The organism is Haloarcula regularis, assembly GCF_029338315.1.
GTDB lineage: Archaea > Halobacteriota > Halobacteria > Halobacteriales > Haloarculaceae > Haloarcula > Haloarcula regularis.
This window is the reverse complement of sequence record NZ_CP119794.1, coordinates 1,284,513-1,299,051: the sequence shown is the minus strand read 5'-3', so window position 1 is coordinate 1,299,051 and position 14,539 is coordinate 1,284,513. Positions and strand designations below refer to the sequence as shown.

Below are 14,539 nucleotides of genomic sequence, written 5' to 3'. Positions count from 1 at the left end.
TTCCGTTACCCTCAGTATTTGGGGTCTATCTTCACCTGTCCGACCGGCCAACTGCGGGTGTATGCAGTCGTTCGCAGATCGCGCGCAGGCCAGCAAAGTCGCGTCTAGCGTGACCGACCTCGTCGGTGAGACGCCGCTGGTCTGTCTCGATTCCTTCGCCGACAACCTGCTTGGCAAGGTCGAGGCCGCCAACCCGTACTCGGTCAAGGACCGCATCGCGCTGTACATGGTCGAGGCGGCCGCCGAGTCCGGGGCCCTGCCAGAGGACGGCACCGTCGTCGAGGCGACCAGCGGCAACACCGGCATCGGCCTCGCGGCGGTCTGTGCCGCCCGCGACTACGACTGCGTGCTGACCATGCCCGAGTCGATGAGCGAGGAACGGCGCCGCCTCCTCTCGGCGCTGGGGGCCGACCTCGACCTGACGCCGGCCGACGACGGGATGGGCGGCGCCATCGAGCGGGCGAACGAACTCGCCAGCGCCGAGGACGCGGTTCGGGCCCGGCAGTTCGAGAACGAGGCCAACCCGCGCGCCCACCGCGAGACCACCGGCCCCGAGATCTGGTCCCAGACCGACGGGGCCGTCGACGCCGTCGTCGCCGGCGTCGGCACCGGCGGGACGATAACCGGCATCTCCGAGTACATCGAGGAAGACGAGGGCGCCGACCTCACGTCCGTCGCTGTCGAACCCGCGTCCTCGCAACTGCTCTCTAACGACGACCCCGACAGCCACGAGATCCAGGGCATCGGGCCGGGGTTCGTCCCGGACGTCCTCCGGACCGACCTTCTCGACGAGGTTCGGACCGCGAGCAAGACCGACGCCATCGAGGCCGCCCGCCGACTCGCTCGCGAGGCGGGCCTGCTGGTGGGCATCTCGTCGGGCGCGGCGCTCCACGCGGCCACCGAGTACGCCACCGACAACCCCGATGAGACGGTCGTCGTGGTCCTCCCCGACACCGGCGAGCGGTACCTCTCGACCGACCTCTGGGCGTGAGGCCGGCGTCGGTCCCGGTCACCGGACGAACTCGTGGGGGTTCGTGTCCTCGGTCAGCGCCCGGCCGTCGTCGTCGGCTCCGAACGCCTCGCCGGCCAGCAGGAGATACAGCGAGGCACCAGTCGAAAGCACGACGCCCGCCAGGGGGACGGCGAGCGTCGCACCAGCCAGGAGCGGCAGTATCTGGAGGACGCCGATGCCGCCGAACGCGGTGACGCCGACCCAGCGCCCAGGCCCGACGGCGTGCGATCCCGACGCCTGCCGGGAGGAGCAGCAGTCCCAGCAGTGTCCGCCCGACCGCGAGGACGAGGGGCGCCGTGCCGGACGTCGCCAGTGTTTCGACTGCCCCGGTGACCACGTGGACGGCACCGAGCCCCAGCGCCAGCGCCGCGACGACGTACAGTCCCGTCTCGCCGCTATCCCGACCCATGGCAGGCGCTCGTCGTGGCTCCCGTAAGTGCTTTCGGTCGAAAACCGCCGACTGGAAGTCTACTGGACGCGACCGAACGCGAGCGTCCCGCTGATGCTCTCGATGTAGGCGTTGACCACCTGGCCCTCCTGAGCACCGGAGACGAAGATTGTGTACTTGCCCTTCTCTGCGACGCCGTCGCCCTCCCGGCCGGTGCCGGTGATCTTGACCTCGTAGGTCTCGCCCTCCTCGAGGGTCGGGCGCTCCTGCTGTGTCTGCTTGCTCGCGCCCTTCGAGACCGGGCGGAAGGCCCCACAGGCCTGGCAGCGCAGCATGTCCACGCCGTCCTCGGTCTTGAGGACGGTGTCGGGGAGCCCACACTCCGAGCAGGTGACGTACTCGGCGACGTAGGCGTCGACGGCCGCCTGGAAGTCCGCGGTGTCGAACGACCCGTTGTAGCGGGCCTCGCGGCCGTCGAACTGGCCGTTTGTCCCGAACTCGCGCTGGATGCTGCGGTGGAGGTGCTGGGGGTCACGCGAGAGCGCGTCGGCGATGGCCCCGAGGTTAGTCAGGCGCGTAAAGGCGCCGTCGGTCTGTCCCTCCGGGTCTGGGATCTTGAGGCGTTCGCCGCTTTCCCGGGGCTGGTCGGGCAGTACGTCGTAGGCTCTGTCGAGCGCGTCGTCGTAGTTCATACCGGAAACACGGGGCTGGAACCTAAATGGGTTCCGTGATAGTTCCTCGCACCGGGTTCAACACGACAGCGGGAGTCTGAGGCCCTCGCCCGCCCGGGTGAACGACGACCCGAACGGGGACGACAGCTGTCGCATTCGCTCGCGGAGCCACGCCGCCGCGTCCGCGCCGGCCCGGGTCACCTGCGCATCCACAATTTCGACTGGAGCTAGCTCCAGCGCGTCCAGCGTCCCGTCGGCGACGACGAGCTCGAACAGGAACGACCGGTCGTTGTGCAGGTCCGGCTTGACGAGGTAGTCGTCGACGAAGTCGCCGGCGTCGTAGACGATGGGGCGGCCCCGGTACACCTCGACGCCCTGGACGACGTGGGCGCTGTGGCCGTGGACGACGTCGACGCCGTTGTCGACAAGCCAGCGGGCGAACGCCTGCTGCGTGGCCGAGGGTTCGACGACCCAGTTTGGCCCCCAGTGCAGCGAGGCGACGACGAGGTCCGGATCGGCTGCGCGGGCGCGTGCCAGCGCGTCCCCGACCCACTGGCGGGTCAGCGGATTGTTGGGGTCGAGGGGGACGTAGGCGGCGCCGGGGCTGTTGGCGCAGGCCGCGTACAGCGGCGCCTGGTCGGTCAGCGCGACGACGGCCACGTCGAGGTCACCCGCCCCGACCACCGTCGGCGCGAAGGCAGCCCGCCGCGTGTCGCCCGCCCCGGCCGTCGGTATCCCGTCGTCATCGAGGTGCTCGAGCGTGTCCTGTAGCGCGACGGGCCCGTAGTCGAGGACGTGGTTGTTCGCGAGGCCGGCGAAACTGGTGCCGACCTCGGCCAGCGCGGGGACGGCCCACTCCGGGCCGGCACGGAAGTAGTAGGTCCGGCCCGGGTGGCGCTCGCCGCGGGCCGAGACGCAACACTCGAGGTTGAGAAAGAGGCCGTCGAGGGCACGAAGCCGACCGGCGGTGTCGCCCCACACGTCGACCGGGTCGCGCCCGTCCCACCGCTCGTCGACGCCTCGCCCGAGCATCACGTCCCCGACGAAGCCGAGGCGGTGCTGTCCGTCCGTCCCGACCGACGGGGGGCAGTCGGCCGTCGAGTCCCGGCCGGAACCGAGACAGCCCCCGAGGCCAGCCAGTCCCGTCGCGAGGAACCGTCGACGTGTGCGTGGCACGGGTACTGTCTCTCAGGCGGGCGAGAGACTTGAATTCCGGTGTCACGGGGACCGGTCGCGTCGGCCTGCCGGGCCCAGCCGGGCCGTATCTGTTGCCTTCGTGGGCGCGATACGTTCATTTCAGAGACAAGTTTTATGTACATTTGTTTACTATATCTCCACATGAATCCCTCCCGAGGTGTAGTGGAGCGTCGAGCACTGGACGGCACTGAACTCTCACCGGCGGTCTCGATCGTCAGCGCCGTGGCCGACGCCGCGAACGCCGACGTCGACGACCTCGACCCGCTCGAGACGGTCGTTCCGGTCGACGCGTTGAACCGGCTGGCAGCGACCGACGGTACGCGCTTGGACTTCGAGTACGAGGGGTACGTCGTCGACGTCGAGGGCGGGGAAGCGGTGGCGGTCCACGCTCCAGAGGCCGAGACCGGACTGACGGCTGCTGACGACTGACCCCGCTCACTCCGGCAGAACGTGGGCGTCGCAGGGATCGAACCCGACACAGACGGTCCCCGACGGTGGGTCCTCGGTGCGGACCAGCAGTTCCCGCTCGCCCCAGCCCACCCGCACCCTGGTCGTCCCGCCGAGGAACTCCGCGCTCCGGACCGGCCCCGAGAGTCTGTTCTCCTCGCCCGCGAGCGAGAGTCGTTCCGGGCGCACACAGACGGTAACGCTGTCGCCCGGTGCGACGTCGTCTGCGACCGCTATCGACAGTTGCTCGCCGCCGACGGCGACTGTCGCCACGCCGTCCACGACGTCGCGGACCTCGCCGGTGAAGACGTTGTTGTCGCCGACGAACTCGGCGACGAACTCGGTCGCTGGCTCCCGGTAGACGGTCCGCGGCGTCCCCACCTGCTCCGGTCGTCCCGCTCGCAACACCGCCACCCGGTCGGAGACGGCCAGCGCCTCCTCCTGGTCGTGGGTGACATAAATCGTCGTGATGCCGAGTTCCTCCTGGATCTCGCGCACCTGCACCCGCAGCCGCTCCCGGAGTTTCGCGTCGAGGGCACTCATCGGCTCGTCGAGCAGGAGGACGTCCGGCCCCGGCGCGAGCGCTCGGGCCATGGCGACCCGCTGTTGCTGGCCCCCTGAGAGCGTGTCGGGGTCGCGGTCGGCCATGCCCGAGAGATCCACCAGATCGAGCAGGTCGGCGACGCGTCGCTCCGTGGCGACGCCGCCGGGCGGGTCGGCGAAGTTGAGGCCGTAGGCGACGTTCTCGCGGACGGTCATGTGCGGGAACAGCGCGTAGCTCTGGAAGACGACGCCGACGTCCCGGTCCTCCGGCGGGACGCCGGCCACGTCCTGTCCGCCAAAGCGGACCGTCCCCTCCGTCGGGGCCTCGAACCCCGCGAGCAGGCGCAGCGTCGTCGTCTTCCCGCAGCCCGAGGGGCCGACGAGCGTGAAGAACTCGCCCTTCTCGACGGCCAGCGAGACGTCGTCGACGGCCGTCGTCCCGCCGTAGCGCTTGGTGACACCCTCGAGCTCGACGGCCGGCGGGCCCCTCTCAGAAGGCATCCGTCTCACCCCCCAGGTGGTCGATGACGAGGAAGCTCGCGCTCGTGACGACGAGCAGGACGACGCCCATCGCCGTCGCGGGACCGAGTCGCCGGCCGATGAACCGCTCGATGGCGATGGGCATCGTGAACTGGCTGGTGCCCGAGGCCAGCACCACCGTCGCCGAGAACTCGCCGATGGAGATGGCGACGGCGAAGGCCGCGCCGGCGACGACGGCCGGCCAGACGAGCGGGAGCTCGATGTCAGCGAGCACGCGTGCCCGCGACGCGCCGAGCGCCCGCGCGGACTCGACCAGCGAGCGGTCCAGCCCCGCCAGCCCGGGCGCGACGGTGCGAACGACGAACGGGTAGCCCGCGACGGCGTGGGCGGCCACGATGGCCAGTGCACCACCGACAGCGACCCGCGTCCCGCCGACCTCGACGCCGAAGACCAGTCCACGGAGGAGGCCCAGGCCGACGACGATGCCCGACACCGCCAGCGGGGCCATCGCCACGGCGTCGAGCACCTTCCGCCCCCGGTAGCGACGCGTCGTGAGCACGGCGACGACGACGCCCATGGGGAGCGCCACCGCGAGCGCCGCGCCGGCGAACAGCAGCGAGTTCCGGACGGCGTCCCACGGCTGGACCTGGAAGGACGCTCCCGAGACCTGGCGCTCGAGCAGGAACTCGTAGTGGGCCAGCGTCGGGCCGGTCGGCCCGGTGAGGCTCGCGTAGACCATGCTCGCGATGGGCGCGACGAACACCGCCAGCGCGACGACGACATAGAGGGCGAGGCCGACCCGCGGCGCGAGTTCCCGGACCGACAGCGACGGTGGGCGCAGCGGCCGTCGCGGGAGCGGCCGAATCCCCTCGGCGGCGACGGTGTGGCGCGCCTCGTAGCGGAGGTAGGCGTACAGCAGCGCCAGCGAGATGCCGAGCTCCACGAGCGCCAGCGCGGCAGCCTCGGCGTACTCTAGGTCCCGGACGAGGCGGTAGACGAACACCTCCACGGTCGCGAGTTCGAACCCCCCGAGCGCGAGGACGATGGGGAAGGTCCCGAAGGTGAACACGAAGGTCAGCACGGTCCCCAGGACTACGGCCGGGTATATCTGGGGCGCCACCACGTCACAGAAGGCCCGGGTCGGTGACGCTCCGAGACTGCGAGCCGTCTCGACGGCGCTGGCGTCGACGGACTCCCAGGCGGCCGTCGTCACCCGCGCGACCAGCGGCGCGTTGTAGAACGCGTGGGCGACGACGACGGCCTCCAGCGAAAAGAGCAGGTCGACCTGTCCGAGGCCGAGCGCAGCACGGTATTCAGCGTCCCGTTCTGCCCGAACGTCGCGACGAACCCCACCGCCACCATGATCGAGGGGAGGACGAACGGGAGGATGGTCAGCGACCGCAGCGTCCGCCGGCCGGGGAACTCGTAGCGCGACAGCAGGTACGCCGCCGGCAGGCCGAGCGCGACGCTGGCGACCGAGGAGAGCGCCGCCTGGTAGGCCGTGAAGCCGACGACGCCCAGGCGGGGGTCGCCCGACAGGAGGCTGTCGAGCACCACCGACGGCGGCGTCCCGGTCAGCACCCGCGCGAGCTCGCCGAAGTAGAACGGGTCGGCGAGGACGGCCCAGAACACCGACAGGGTCGCCCGCCCGTCGACGACGACGCTCTCTCTGAACACCGTCGCCACCGGGTAGTAGAAGATGGCGAGCAACAGCAGGACGGTCCCGGCCGCGCATATCGGCAGGGCGTGTCGCTCGGCGACCTCGCGGGCGCTCGCCCGGACCCGGTCAATCAACCCGGAGGTACCGCGCCGCTCCTGCGTCGCGCCCCCGTCGCCGTCGACCGCGTCGGTCCCAGCCACGGCGTCAGTTCTCGGCGAACTGCCGTTCCCAGTCGTCGATCCAGGTCCCGACGTTGCCGGCGAGGTCGTCGTAGGTGAAGGTCACCGGCTCCGGCGGTTCGTGGGCCAGACTTGCGTAGTCGTCGGGCAGCTGTGCGTCCTCGGTCGCCGGGAAGGCGACGTTCCGGACCGCGATCTCGCCCTGGACCTCGGGCCGGAGCATGAACGAGAGGAACTCTCGGGCCAGGTCGGGTTCGTTGGCGTCCGCGAAGACGGCCATCCCCTCGGGGTTGGCATAGCCCTGGTCGTTCGGGAACCGGACCTGGTGTTTCTGGAGGTCCGCGTCGTTGCGGTCGGCGTAGACCTGGTCGGTCGAGTACGAGACGACCATCGGGGCCTCGCCCGAGGACCACGCGCTGTAGGCGTCGCTCCACGAGCCCAGCACCCGCACGTCGTTCGCCTGGAGGTCCGCCCAGTAGTCCAGGTAGCCGTCCGGGCCGAACTCCGAGACAGTGTGCAGGAGGAACGCCCGCCCCGTCGCCGAACTCGCCGGGTTCTGGGCGATGAGGTCCCCGGCGTACGCCGATTCGAGCAGGCCGTCGAACGTCTCGGGGGCCGTCATGGTCGTGCCGTCGTAGACGAGGCTGACGTAGCCGGTGTCGTAGGGCACGGCGCGGTTCTGGGGGTCGAACGAGAGGCTGGACTTGACGCCGTCGGTCCCGTCAACGTCGTCGGCCGCCGCGAACAGCCCCTCCTCGAGCTCCCGGTCGATCCGGACCAGGTCGTCGACGGTGAGGCCGACGTAGACGTCCGTCTCGGTGTCCACCCCGGCGGCCTGGCGCTCGATGTAGTGGTTCACCTCGTTTTCCGGGGTCTGCCAGACCAGTCGCGCGTCGAACTCGGCCTCGAACTGCTCTTTGAGCCACGCACCGGGGCTCGTCGAGGGCGCGTCGATGAACGCGCTGTAGGTGCCGACGACGAGCGTCCGTCCGTCGTCCGATTCGGTCTGTCCCACGATGCCGCTACACCCGGCGACGGTCGTCGCGACGGCCGCACCCGCCGCCGAGAGGAAGTTCCGGCGTCTCATTACCCGGTGGTTTCACTCGGTGGTACATAAGCGGACCGTTACGCGACGACGGCACAGTCGGCCGACGGAAGGGGCGAATCACCGGCCCCGGCCTGCCAGGCCCCGAGCGTTATGGCGCTCCCGCTCGCAGGGAGATGCACATGGACCTCGTCGGCAAGTGTCCCCCGAATTCCGACGCGCTCGACGCGGCGGCGGCACGGGGGTTCGACCGGGTGGAACTGTACCTCTCGCAAGCCGCCGTCGAGGACGTCGAGGCGACGGCCGCGACGGTCGAGCGTGCGCCGGTCGGCGCTGCGTCGGTCCACACGCCCCACGCGGTGCCCGAGGACGGCGACGCCTTCCACCGGGCGGACGACCTGGCCACCCGACTGGATGCGTACCTGGTCGTCCACAGCCAGTACGCCCAGCACACGCACACCTCCCAGCTCGAGGCCCACGGGTTCGCGGCGCCACACGGCTACGAGAACAACCCCGGCGCGAGCGTCTTCCACCTCGAACGCCAGCTGTTCGATCCGGGCCACGAACTCGTCCTCGACACGGCCCACCTCTACGCGGCCGAAGCGGACTATCTCGAGGCGCTAGAACGACTGCTGCGGACCTACGGTGACCGGATACCGGTCGTCCACCTCACCGACGGGACCCGGACACAGGACGGCCTCGCAATCGGGCGCGGCGACATCGACCTCGAGACGACGGTCCAGCTGCTCGAGCGCCACTACGACGGCATCGTCGTCCTCGAGGTGATGCCCGACGACCAGCTCGAGGGGCGACGGACCGTCCTGGGCTGGCTGGACTGACCGCGACGGCCGGACGCACCTTTTTTACACCGACCACCCCAGGGTACTGGTACCGAATGACAGACGACGTGCTCGACAGGGCACCGGACGACCGCGTACAGATCCTCGACGCGGACGGCGAGGTCGTCGCTCCGGGACTCGTCCCCGACCTGTCCGACGAGACGCTGGTCGAGATGCTGCGGGACATGCGCTTCGCCCGACGGCTGGACGAGCGGCTGATCAGCCTCCAGCGACAGGGTCGGCTCGGCACTTACGCCTCGCTCGCCGGCCAGGAGGGGTCACAGATCGGGTCGACGTACGCGCTGGCCGACGACGACACGCTGTTCTTCCAGTACCGCGAACACGGGGCGCTGGTAGCCAGGGGCCTCCCCTGGGAGTACGTCCTCTACTGGATGGGCCACGAGGTGGGCAACGCCGCGCTCGCGGACATCGACGTCTTCCCGCTGAACATCTCCATCGGCGGGCACATCCCCCACGCAGTCGGGTGGTCCTGGGCGGCAAAACGCCAGGGAGACGACCGGGTTGGCGTCGTCCACTTCGGCGACGGTGCGACCAGCGAGGGCGACTTCCACGAGGCGATGAACTTCGCCGGCGTGTTCGACACGCCGACGCTCTTTGTCTGCAACAACAACCAGTGGGCCATCTCGGTCCCTCGCGAGCGCCAGACCGTAAGCGAGACCATCGCCCAGAAGGCCGACGCCTACGGGTTCGACGGCGTCCAGGTCGACGGGATGGACCCGCTGGCGACGTACGTCGTCACGGAGGCCGCCCGGGAGCGGGCCCTGGACCCGCCGGCGGGCACCGCGCGCCCGATACTCCTCGAGGCGGTCCAGTACCGCTTCGGCGCCCACACGACCGCCGACGACCCGGAGGTGTACCGCGACGAGGCGGATGTCGAGCGGTGGCGCGACCGCGACCCACTCGACCGCTTCGAGACGTTCCTGCGGGACCGCGGCCTCGTCGACGACGCCCGCCTCGAGGCGATGGACTCCGAGGTCGAGGACACGCTCGCGGCCATCGTCGACAGGGCGACCGACTACGCGCCGGACCCAACTGACCTCTTTGCCGACGTCTACGCCGAGTCGACGGCGAACATCGACGCCCAGCGGGAGTACTTCGAGGCGCTGCGCGAGCGCCACGGCGACGACGTGCTGCTCGAAGACGGGTGAACGCGGTCGACACCGGGCTCGTTATGTCCGTCGCGGTGCTCCCCGGAGTCGTGACCGAGTGGCCACCAGTCGACCCGACGGAGACCGACGCCATCGCCGAGCACCGCGACGAGGTCCTGGCCGCGGTCCGTGATCACGCCGGGCGCATCGCCTACGAGCTCGCCCGCCTCGAGGGCGGGGATTACGGCCAGCGGACCGTCGAGACAGACCGGGGCGAGTGGACGGTCAAGTACGAGGGCGGCGACCTGGAGTATCTGCGGTTCGACCCCGGCCGCGGCGCGGAGACGTACGTCGTCTCGACCAAGCGCCCGCCGGACCCGGCGGCCCTGGCCGACGCGCTCGCCGACTACGGCGCGTTCGTCGAGGGGTTCAACGACTACGTTCGCTCGCTCAGCGGCGTCCTCGACGACGTCTCGACGGACTTTCCGGCGGTCGAGTCGACCGACGGCGTCGTGGCCGAACGCGACCGGGTGCTGGACCGCGTCCGGGAGGTCTGTGACCGCATCGCCGGCCAGCTCCGGCGCTACGAAGGCGGCGACTACGGCACCTTCACGACGCGGGTCGGGGGCACCCGCTGGGAGCTGAAGTGGGACCGCGACGGCGTCTCGTACCTCCGCGTCGGCGGGTCGAGTGGCGTCTACCTCGTCTCCCAGTACGACCACCCCAGCGCGGCGGACATCCGGGAGTACGCGCCCCGGTTTTGCGACTTCGTCCGCGCGTACAACGACCACGTAGACGACCTCGAGGCTGATCTCGCCACTGTCGACCTGTAGGCGGGCCTCCCATTGTTGCCCCAGAATATCAATCATGACAACGAAATAAGGGGATTCATTACTTCGGGGTCCACGGGCGAACGAGCGGCTATGGGACAGGATCAGCCATCCGACTACGCCTACCTGCGCGTCGCCGAGGAAGGCGACGTCGACGCACTCGTGCTCGCCTTCCGCAAGGACGGCCGCCTCTACGAACTCGCGGAACTCGAACCCCCGGCAGAGGCGTCGCTCGCGAAGTTGTGACGCTGGCCGACCGGCCAGCGCCCGAGGCTATACCCCTCTCGGCCCCGTCCTGCGGGTATGGCCTGTACATTCGAGACGTTCGACCACGAATCACACCTCGGTCGCGCGTTCACGCTCGCCCGCGAGGCCGCCGAGCGCGGCGACCGGCCCTTCGGGTCGGTGCTCGTCCGCGACGACGCGGTCGTGATGGAGGCCGGCAACCGCGTCGTCACCGAGGACGACGTCCGTGCGCATCCGGAACTCACGCTCGCGACGCGCGCCATCCGCGAGTTGACGCCGTCCGAACGCGCCGAGACGGTGCTGTACACGAGCACCGAGCCCTGTCCGATGTGTGCCGGGGGTATCCGCCACGCGGGTCTGGGACGGGTCGTCTACAGCGTCGGGGGCGACGAGATCGGCGAGTTCACCGACCAGGGCGCCCCGGTCCGGTCCGCGGCCGTCCTCGCGGGCGTCACCGACGTCGTCGGCCCGCTGTGCAACGAGTCGGGCCGGGCGATACACGAGGCGTACGACTGGTAGCCTCAGCGGTTCCACTCGTAGAACCACCATGCGCCGCCCAGCGCCATCAGTCCCAGGCCGAGCGCGGAGGTGGCCGGCTCCGGAATCACGAACAGCACGAACCCCACCAGCACCATCGTGACCGGTTCGACCTCGTCGAGATATTGCACCATGTCCATACGGGCCAGTTGACTCGCCGATATCTTAAAACAGGTCGGCGCCTCCGATGGCTGGCCCGTCAGCGATAGCGCCCGGTCCCGCGCCACTCGACCGGACCGGACCGCTCAGAGGTCCATGCTGACGTCGTCTGGGTGCAGGGTGTTCGCGACGAGCGTCCGGTGGCCGCGCCGGAACTGCTCGGAGAGGGCCTGGTGGGACACGTCGAGCAAGTCGGCGAGCTCCTGGAGCTCTATCTCCCGCGGAATCTCGTAGTAGCCTCGTCTGTACCCCTCCTGGAGCGTCTCGTACTGGGCCTCGCTGAGTCCGTACTGTCCACGCCGGAAGGACCCGGAGAGCTGGTAGATGCGCTCGAACTCGAGGTCGATGTCGTACTCCTCACAGAAGTCGTGGGTCGTCGACACCGACTCGTGTTCGGGGTAGAGAATCCGGAAGCGCCAGGCGGTGTGCTGGCCCTCCGCGTCGACGATGGTGGCATCCTCCTCGAGGAGGACGAACAGTATCAGGCGGATGTGGGCCATCCACGCCATGCGAAAGAGCGTCTCCTCCTCGAACTCGGCGAGCAGTTCGACGTCCTCGGTGCTCGAGTCGGCCTCGAGCGACTGAAACAGCGGTTCCGTCTCCGCGCCGCCGGCCCACAGGAACGGCATGACGCGGTCCGTCCCGTCGGCGACCAGGCGCAGGATGTCGAACGTGACGTCGGGGTGCTGCTGGAGCGTCTCGTGCAGCGCGAACTGCTCGGCGGGCAACGTGGCCTCGACCATCTGGCTCATGAGTCGATGCCGACACACGAGTCCAGACGCGGTTAACTATGCGGCCCGTATCGACCGGACAGTCGACCGGTAAGCTCCTGTTTCGTCGACAGGGGTCACGGCGACATCGGCGGCGTCACCGCCAGACGGCGGTCGGTAACCTCGGACGACCCACCCGGAGCCAGTCGCCGGTCACAGGAGGAAGGCGACGACCGCGAGGACGAGGAAGACGAGCACCAACAGGCGGGCGATCTCCATCGAGACGCCGGCGACCCCGCGGAACCCGACCAGGCCCGCGACCAGTGCGACGGCGAAGAATGCGATGGCCCACGAGAGGAACTCGCCGCCGACGACGAGCGGCGCGGCGGCCAGCAGTACCTCCAGCATCAGCCGTCCCTCCGCCGGGGCGACCGGTCGCTGTCGCGTACTGTTCGCGACACCGGACTCACTGTGCGGGGCGGTCGCGTCGCGCTCGCTCGTTCGGGGGACTGTTCGGGTGGGGCCGCGCGGTCGTTCGCTCGGCGCTGGGTCATCATCACGTGCCCTAGTCGGTGGCCCTCCCGGGAGTGGCCGTTGCCTGCTCGTGCACCCCCTTTTTCAGTGGGTCACCGCCATCGACACAGCGCGACCGGGAAGGCTGTCTCTATTGGCCCCACGTGACCGGCAGCGTGTGCACCGGCACCGACGGTCGGTCGCTGTCGCTGGCGTCGAGTGCACGCGGGAAGTGTCGACAGAGCCGCGAGCCAGCCCGGGAGGAGGTAGCGACTCCGGCGGCGGTTACTTGACCTCGAGCTCGGGGTTGCGGTCCGAGTCCTCGCTCTCTTCGGTCTGCCAGCTGAGTTCGACGGTCACCTCGTATTCCCGCTCGCTCCCGACCAGGGGGTCGTCGGCCTCGACCGCGACCTCGAAGGAGAGCCGTTCGGGCGGGTTGATCGTCGCGCTGTCGTCGCCGACCATGACTGTGACCCGCGGGTCGTCGGGGTCTGTGTCACGCCGCCGTCTGTCCACCGGGGCCGTTCGAGCGTCCCGGTGTCGAGCTCTGCGGCGAACTCACGTAGATACTCGGCGACTTCGGTCCGCGTCATCTCCCGTGTGGAGTCGATCTCGGTCATTGGAGACCGACTGGGGGGTCGGCCCGGTCCCGTGTCGGCGTTGTCGCTGCACGTGCAGGTCGGGCCGACACCCGCCACCCCGGCCCTGCCACGGCCGCTTACGACAGCAGCTTGCCAGAGAGCCAGAGGCCGATGCCCGTGGCGAGGAACAGGGCCCCGATGACCGACGTTATCGGTTCGGGGACGACGAACAGGAGGACCCCGACGAGGAGGAGCAGCGACGTGGCCGTGCCGCCGGGGAGCTTGTCTGTGAGAGTACCGTTCGAGTCGGTTGATTCGTCCGCCATGCGGTCTCTGCTAGGGCCGGGTCCCGCGTACCGGTTCTGTCTGCAGGTGCAAGCCACTTTTCCAGGCCGTCTCACCGCGCCCACCGGCTCCCGGAACGACCGTGAGCGCACGGCCTACAGCGACCGTTCGGGGTCGCCGTGCAGGAGCGTGTCGAGCACCATCCGCTCGAACTGCCGCTCGTCGACCGATTCGACCACGCGCGTCCGCGGGTCGCCGTCGGTGACGCCGTGTTCGTCCACGAGGCTGTAGCCCCGCGTCAGCCCCTCGCGCTCGTCGACGTCGACGAAGTAGGTACCGGCCGCGGTCACCAGGTCCGGACACAATAGGCAGGCCATCGCCAGGGGGTCCGGTAACGTGACGCCGTCGACACCGCGTTGCTCGCGGGCGAACGCGCGGCTGAGCGCGGTGGTGGTCGAGAAGAAGTCGGCGTAGGCCGTCTCCGCGTCCGCGATGCGCTCTAAGGCCGCCCTCGATGACGCCCTGTCGCACCGTGAGGCCCCAGTCGACCAGCGTCACGTCGAGTTCGCGCAGCGCGACCTTCGCGGCGTCGGGGTCGGCCCAGAAGTTGAACTCCGCGGCCGGGGTCTCGTTGCCCAGCGTGTTCACCGCGCCGCCCATCACGACGACATCGTCCAGCAGGTCGCCCAGGGCCGGTTCCCGCCGGAGCGCCAGCGCGACGTTCGTCAGCGGGCCGAGACAGGCGAGACTTACCTCGCCGGGCGAGGCCCTGGCGGCGTCGACGATGGCGTCGACAGCGTGTTCGTCGGCCGACGGGATGGCGGTGTCCGGGCGCAGGGTACCGCCCAGTCCCCCCTCGCCGTGGACGTGGGTGGCGTGGTCGAGGTCCTTCACGAGCGGTCGGCGCGCTCCCTCGTAGACCGGTACGGACTCGGCTCGCCCGGCGAGGTCGAGCGTGTACTTGGCGTTCTCGACCTCGGACTCGAACTCGACGTTGCCGGCGACGACCGTCAGCGCCTCGACGGTGACCGACTCCGAGCAGAGGGCCATGAGGATGGCCTGGGCGTCGTCGACGGCGGTGTCCGTATCGATGATGAGTTGCTGCGCC

At 69.8% G+C, this 14,539-nt stretch carries 17 protein-coding genes and 2 pseudogenes; 7 read left to right on the top strand and 12 right to left on the bottom strand.

The genetic code is table 11. The features are described from left to right. Positions 1-61 precede the first annotated feature (61 nt). Positions 62-991 (top strand): cysteine synthase A, encoded by a 930-nt coding sequence (cysK, locus tag P1N55_RS07055; RefSeq protein ID WP_276278227.1) that lies wholly within the window; start codon positions 62-64, stop codon positions 989-991. 18 nt (positions 992-1,009) lie between these two features. On the opposite strand, the gene P1N55_RS07050 is transcribed toward cysK, so the two are convergent. The 3 genes from P1N55_RS07050 to P1N55_RS07040 form a co-directional block, all read right to left on the bottom strand. Continuing rightward, complete coding sequence (locus P1N55_RS07050) at positions 1,010-1,360, bottom strand: hypothetical protein (protein ID WP_276278226.1); 351 nt, start codon at positions 1,358-1,360, stop codon at positions 1,010-1,012. A gap of 120 nt (positions 1,361-1,480) precedes the next feature. After that, complete coding sequence (locus P1N55_RS07045) at positions 1,481-2,092, bottom strand: translation initiation factor IF-2 subunit beta (protein WP_276278225.1); 612 nt, start codon at positions 2,090-2,092, stop codon at positions 1,481-1,483. A gap of 57 nt (positions 2,093-2,149) precedes the next feature. Beyond that, entirely contained in the window at positions 2,150-3,247 is a 1,098-nt protein-coding gene (locus P1N55_RS07040; protein WP_276278224.1) for a CapA family protein, read from the bottom strand. 162 nt (positions 3,248-3,409) lie between these two features. On the opposite strand from P1N55_RS07040, the gene P1N55_RS07035 reads away from it, so the two are divergent. Beyond that, complete coding sequence (locus tag P1N55_RS07035) at positions 3,410-3,697, top strand: HalOD1 output domain-containing protein (protein WP_276278223.1); 288 nt, start codon at positions 3,410-3,412, stop codon at positions 3,695-3,697. A gap of 6 nt (positions 3,698-3,703) precedes the next feature. Here the strand turns inward: P1N55_RS07035 and P1N55_RS07030 are convergent, their stop codons facing one another. The 3 genes and pseudogenes from P1N55_RS07030 to P1N55_RS07020 all read right to left on the bottom strand — a co-directional run bounded on the left by P1N55_RS07030 (position 3,704) and on the right by P1N55_RS07020 (position 7,664). After that, a complete protein-coding gene (locus tag P1N55_RS07030; RefSeq protein WP_276278222.1) occupies positions 3,704-4,759 on the bottom strand; it encodes an ABC transporter ATP-binding protein in 1,056 nt (351 codons plus the stop codon). Continuing rightward, a pseudogene (locus P1N55_RS07025) lies at positions 4,749-6,598 on the bottom strand (ABC transporter permease). The gene P1N55_RS07030 and the pseudogene P1N55_RS07025 overlap by 11 nt, the downstream one beginning before the upstream one ends. 4 nt (positions 6,599-6,602) lie before the next feature. After that, positions 6,603-7,664 carry a thiamine ABC transporter substrate-binding protein gene (locus tag P1N55_RS07020; protein WP_276278221.1) on the bottom strand — a complete coding sequence of 354 codons (1,062 nt, stop codon included), beginning with the start codon at positions 7,662-7,664 and terminating at the stop codon, positions 6,603-6,605. Positions 7,665-7,804: 140 nt separating this feature from the next. On the opposite strand from P1N55_RS07020, the gene P1N55_RS07015 reads away from it, so the two are divergent. The 5 genes from P1N55_RS07015 (at position 7,805) to P1N55_RS06995 (ending at position 11,165) form a co-directional block, all read left to right on the top strand. Then, positions 7,805-8,461 carry a sugar phosphate isomerase/epimerase family protein gene (locus P1N55_RS07015; RefSeq protein ID WP_276278220.1) on the top strand — a complete coding sequence of 219 codons (657 nt, stop codon included), beginning with the start codon at positions 7,805-7,807 and terminating at the stop codon, positions 8,459-8,461. Positions 8,462-8,517: 56 nt separating this feature from the next. Then, positions 8,518-9,630 (top strand): thiamine pyrophosphate-dependent dehydrogenase E1 component subunit alpha, encoded by a 1,113-nt coding sequence (locus P1N55_RS07010; protein WP_276278219.1) that lies wholly within the window; start codon positions 8,518-8,520, stop codon positions 9,628-9,630. A gap of 23 nt (positions 9,631-9,653) precedes the next feature. Beyond that, positions 9,654-10,403, top strand: coding sequence for a hypothetical protein (locus P1N55_RS07005; protein WP_276278218.1), 750 nt, complete (start codon positions 9,654-9,656; stop codon positions 10,401-10,403). 90 nt (positions 10,404-10,493) lie between these two features. After that, positions 10,494-10,646 (top strand): hypothetical protein, encoded by a 153-nt coding sequence (locus P1N55_RS07000; protein ID WP_276278217.1) that lies wholly within the window; start codon positions 10,494-10,496, stop codon positions 10,644-10,646. Positions 10,647-10,703: 57 nt separating this feature from the next. Further along, complete coding sequence (locus P1N55_RS06995; protein ID WP_276278216.1) at positions 10,704-11,165, top strand: nucleoside deaminase; 462 nt, start codon at positions 10,704-10,706, stop codon at positions 11,163-11,165. A gap of 2 nt (positions 11,166-11,167) precedes the next feature. Here P1N55_RS06995 and P1N55_RS06990 read toward each other — a convergent pair whose 3' ends face one another. The 6 genes and pseudogenes from P1N55_RS06990 to P1N55_RS06965 all read right to left on the bottom strand — a co-directional run bounded on the left by P1N55_RS06990 (position 11,168) and on the right by P1N55_RS06965 (position 14,481). Further along, complete coding sequence (locus P1N55_RS06990) at positions 11,168-11,323, bottom strand: hypothetical protein (RefSeq protein WP_276278215.1); 156 nt, start codon at positions 11,321-11,323, stop codon at positions 11,168-11,170. 105 nt (positions 11,324-11,428) lie between these two features. Continuing rightward, positions 11,429-12,094, bottom strand: a complete 666-nt coding sequence (locus P1N55_RS06985; RefSeq protein ID WP_276278214.1) for a helix-turn-helix domain-containing protein — start codon at positions 12,092-12,094, stop codon at positions 11,429-11,431. A gap of 171 nt (positions 12,095-12,265) precedes the next feature. Continuing rightward, positions 12,266-12,460 (bottom strand): DUF1328 family protein, encoded by a 195-nt coding sequence (locus P1N55_RS06980; protein ID WP_346430006.1) that lies wholly within the window; start codon positions 12,458-12,460, stop codon positions 12,266-12,268. A 390-nt stretch (positions 12,461-12,850) separates the two neighbouring features. Beyond that, entirely contained in the window at positions 12,851-13,081 is a 231-nt protein-coding gene (locus tag P1N55_RS06975; protein ID WP_276278213.1) for an amphi-Trp domain-containing protein, read from the bottom strand. A 202-nt stretch (positions 13,082-13,283) separates the two neighbouring features. Next, on the bottom strand, positions 13,284-13,472 hold the full coding sequence (locus tag P1N55_RS06970) for a hypothetical protein (RefSeq protein ID WP_276278212.1): 189 nt from the start codon (positions 13,470-13,472) through the stop codon (positions 13,284-13,286). 114 nt (positions 13,473-13,586) lie between these two features. Then, positions 13,587-14,481, bottom strand: a pseudogene (locus P1N55_RS06965) (nucleoside hydrolase). Positions 14,482-14,539 lie beyond the last annotated feature (58 nt).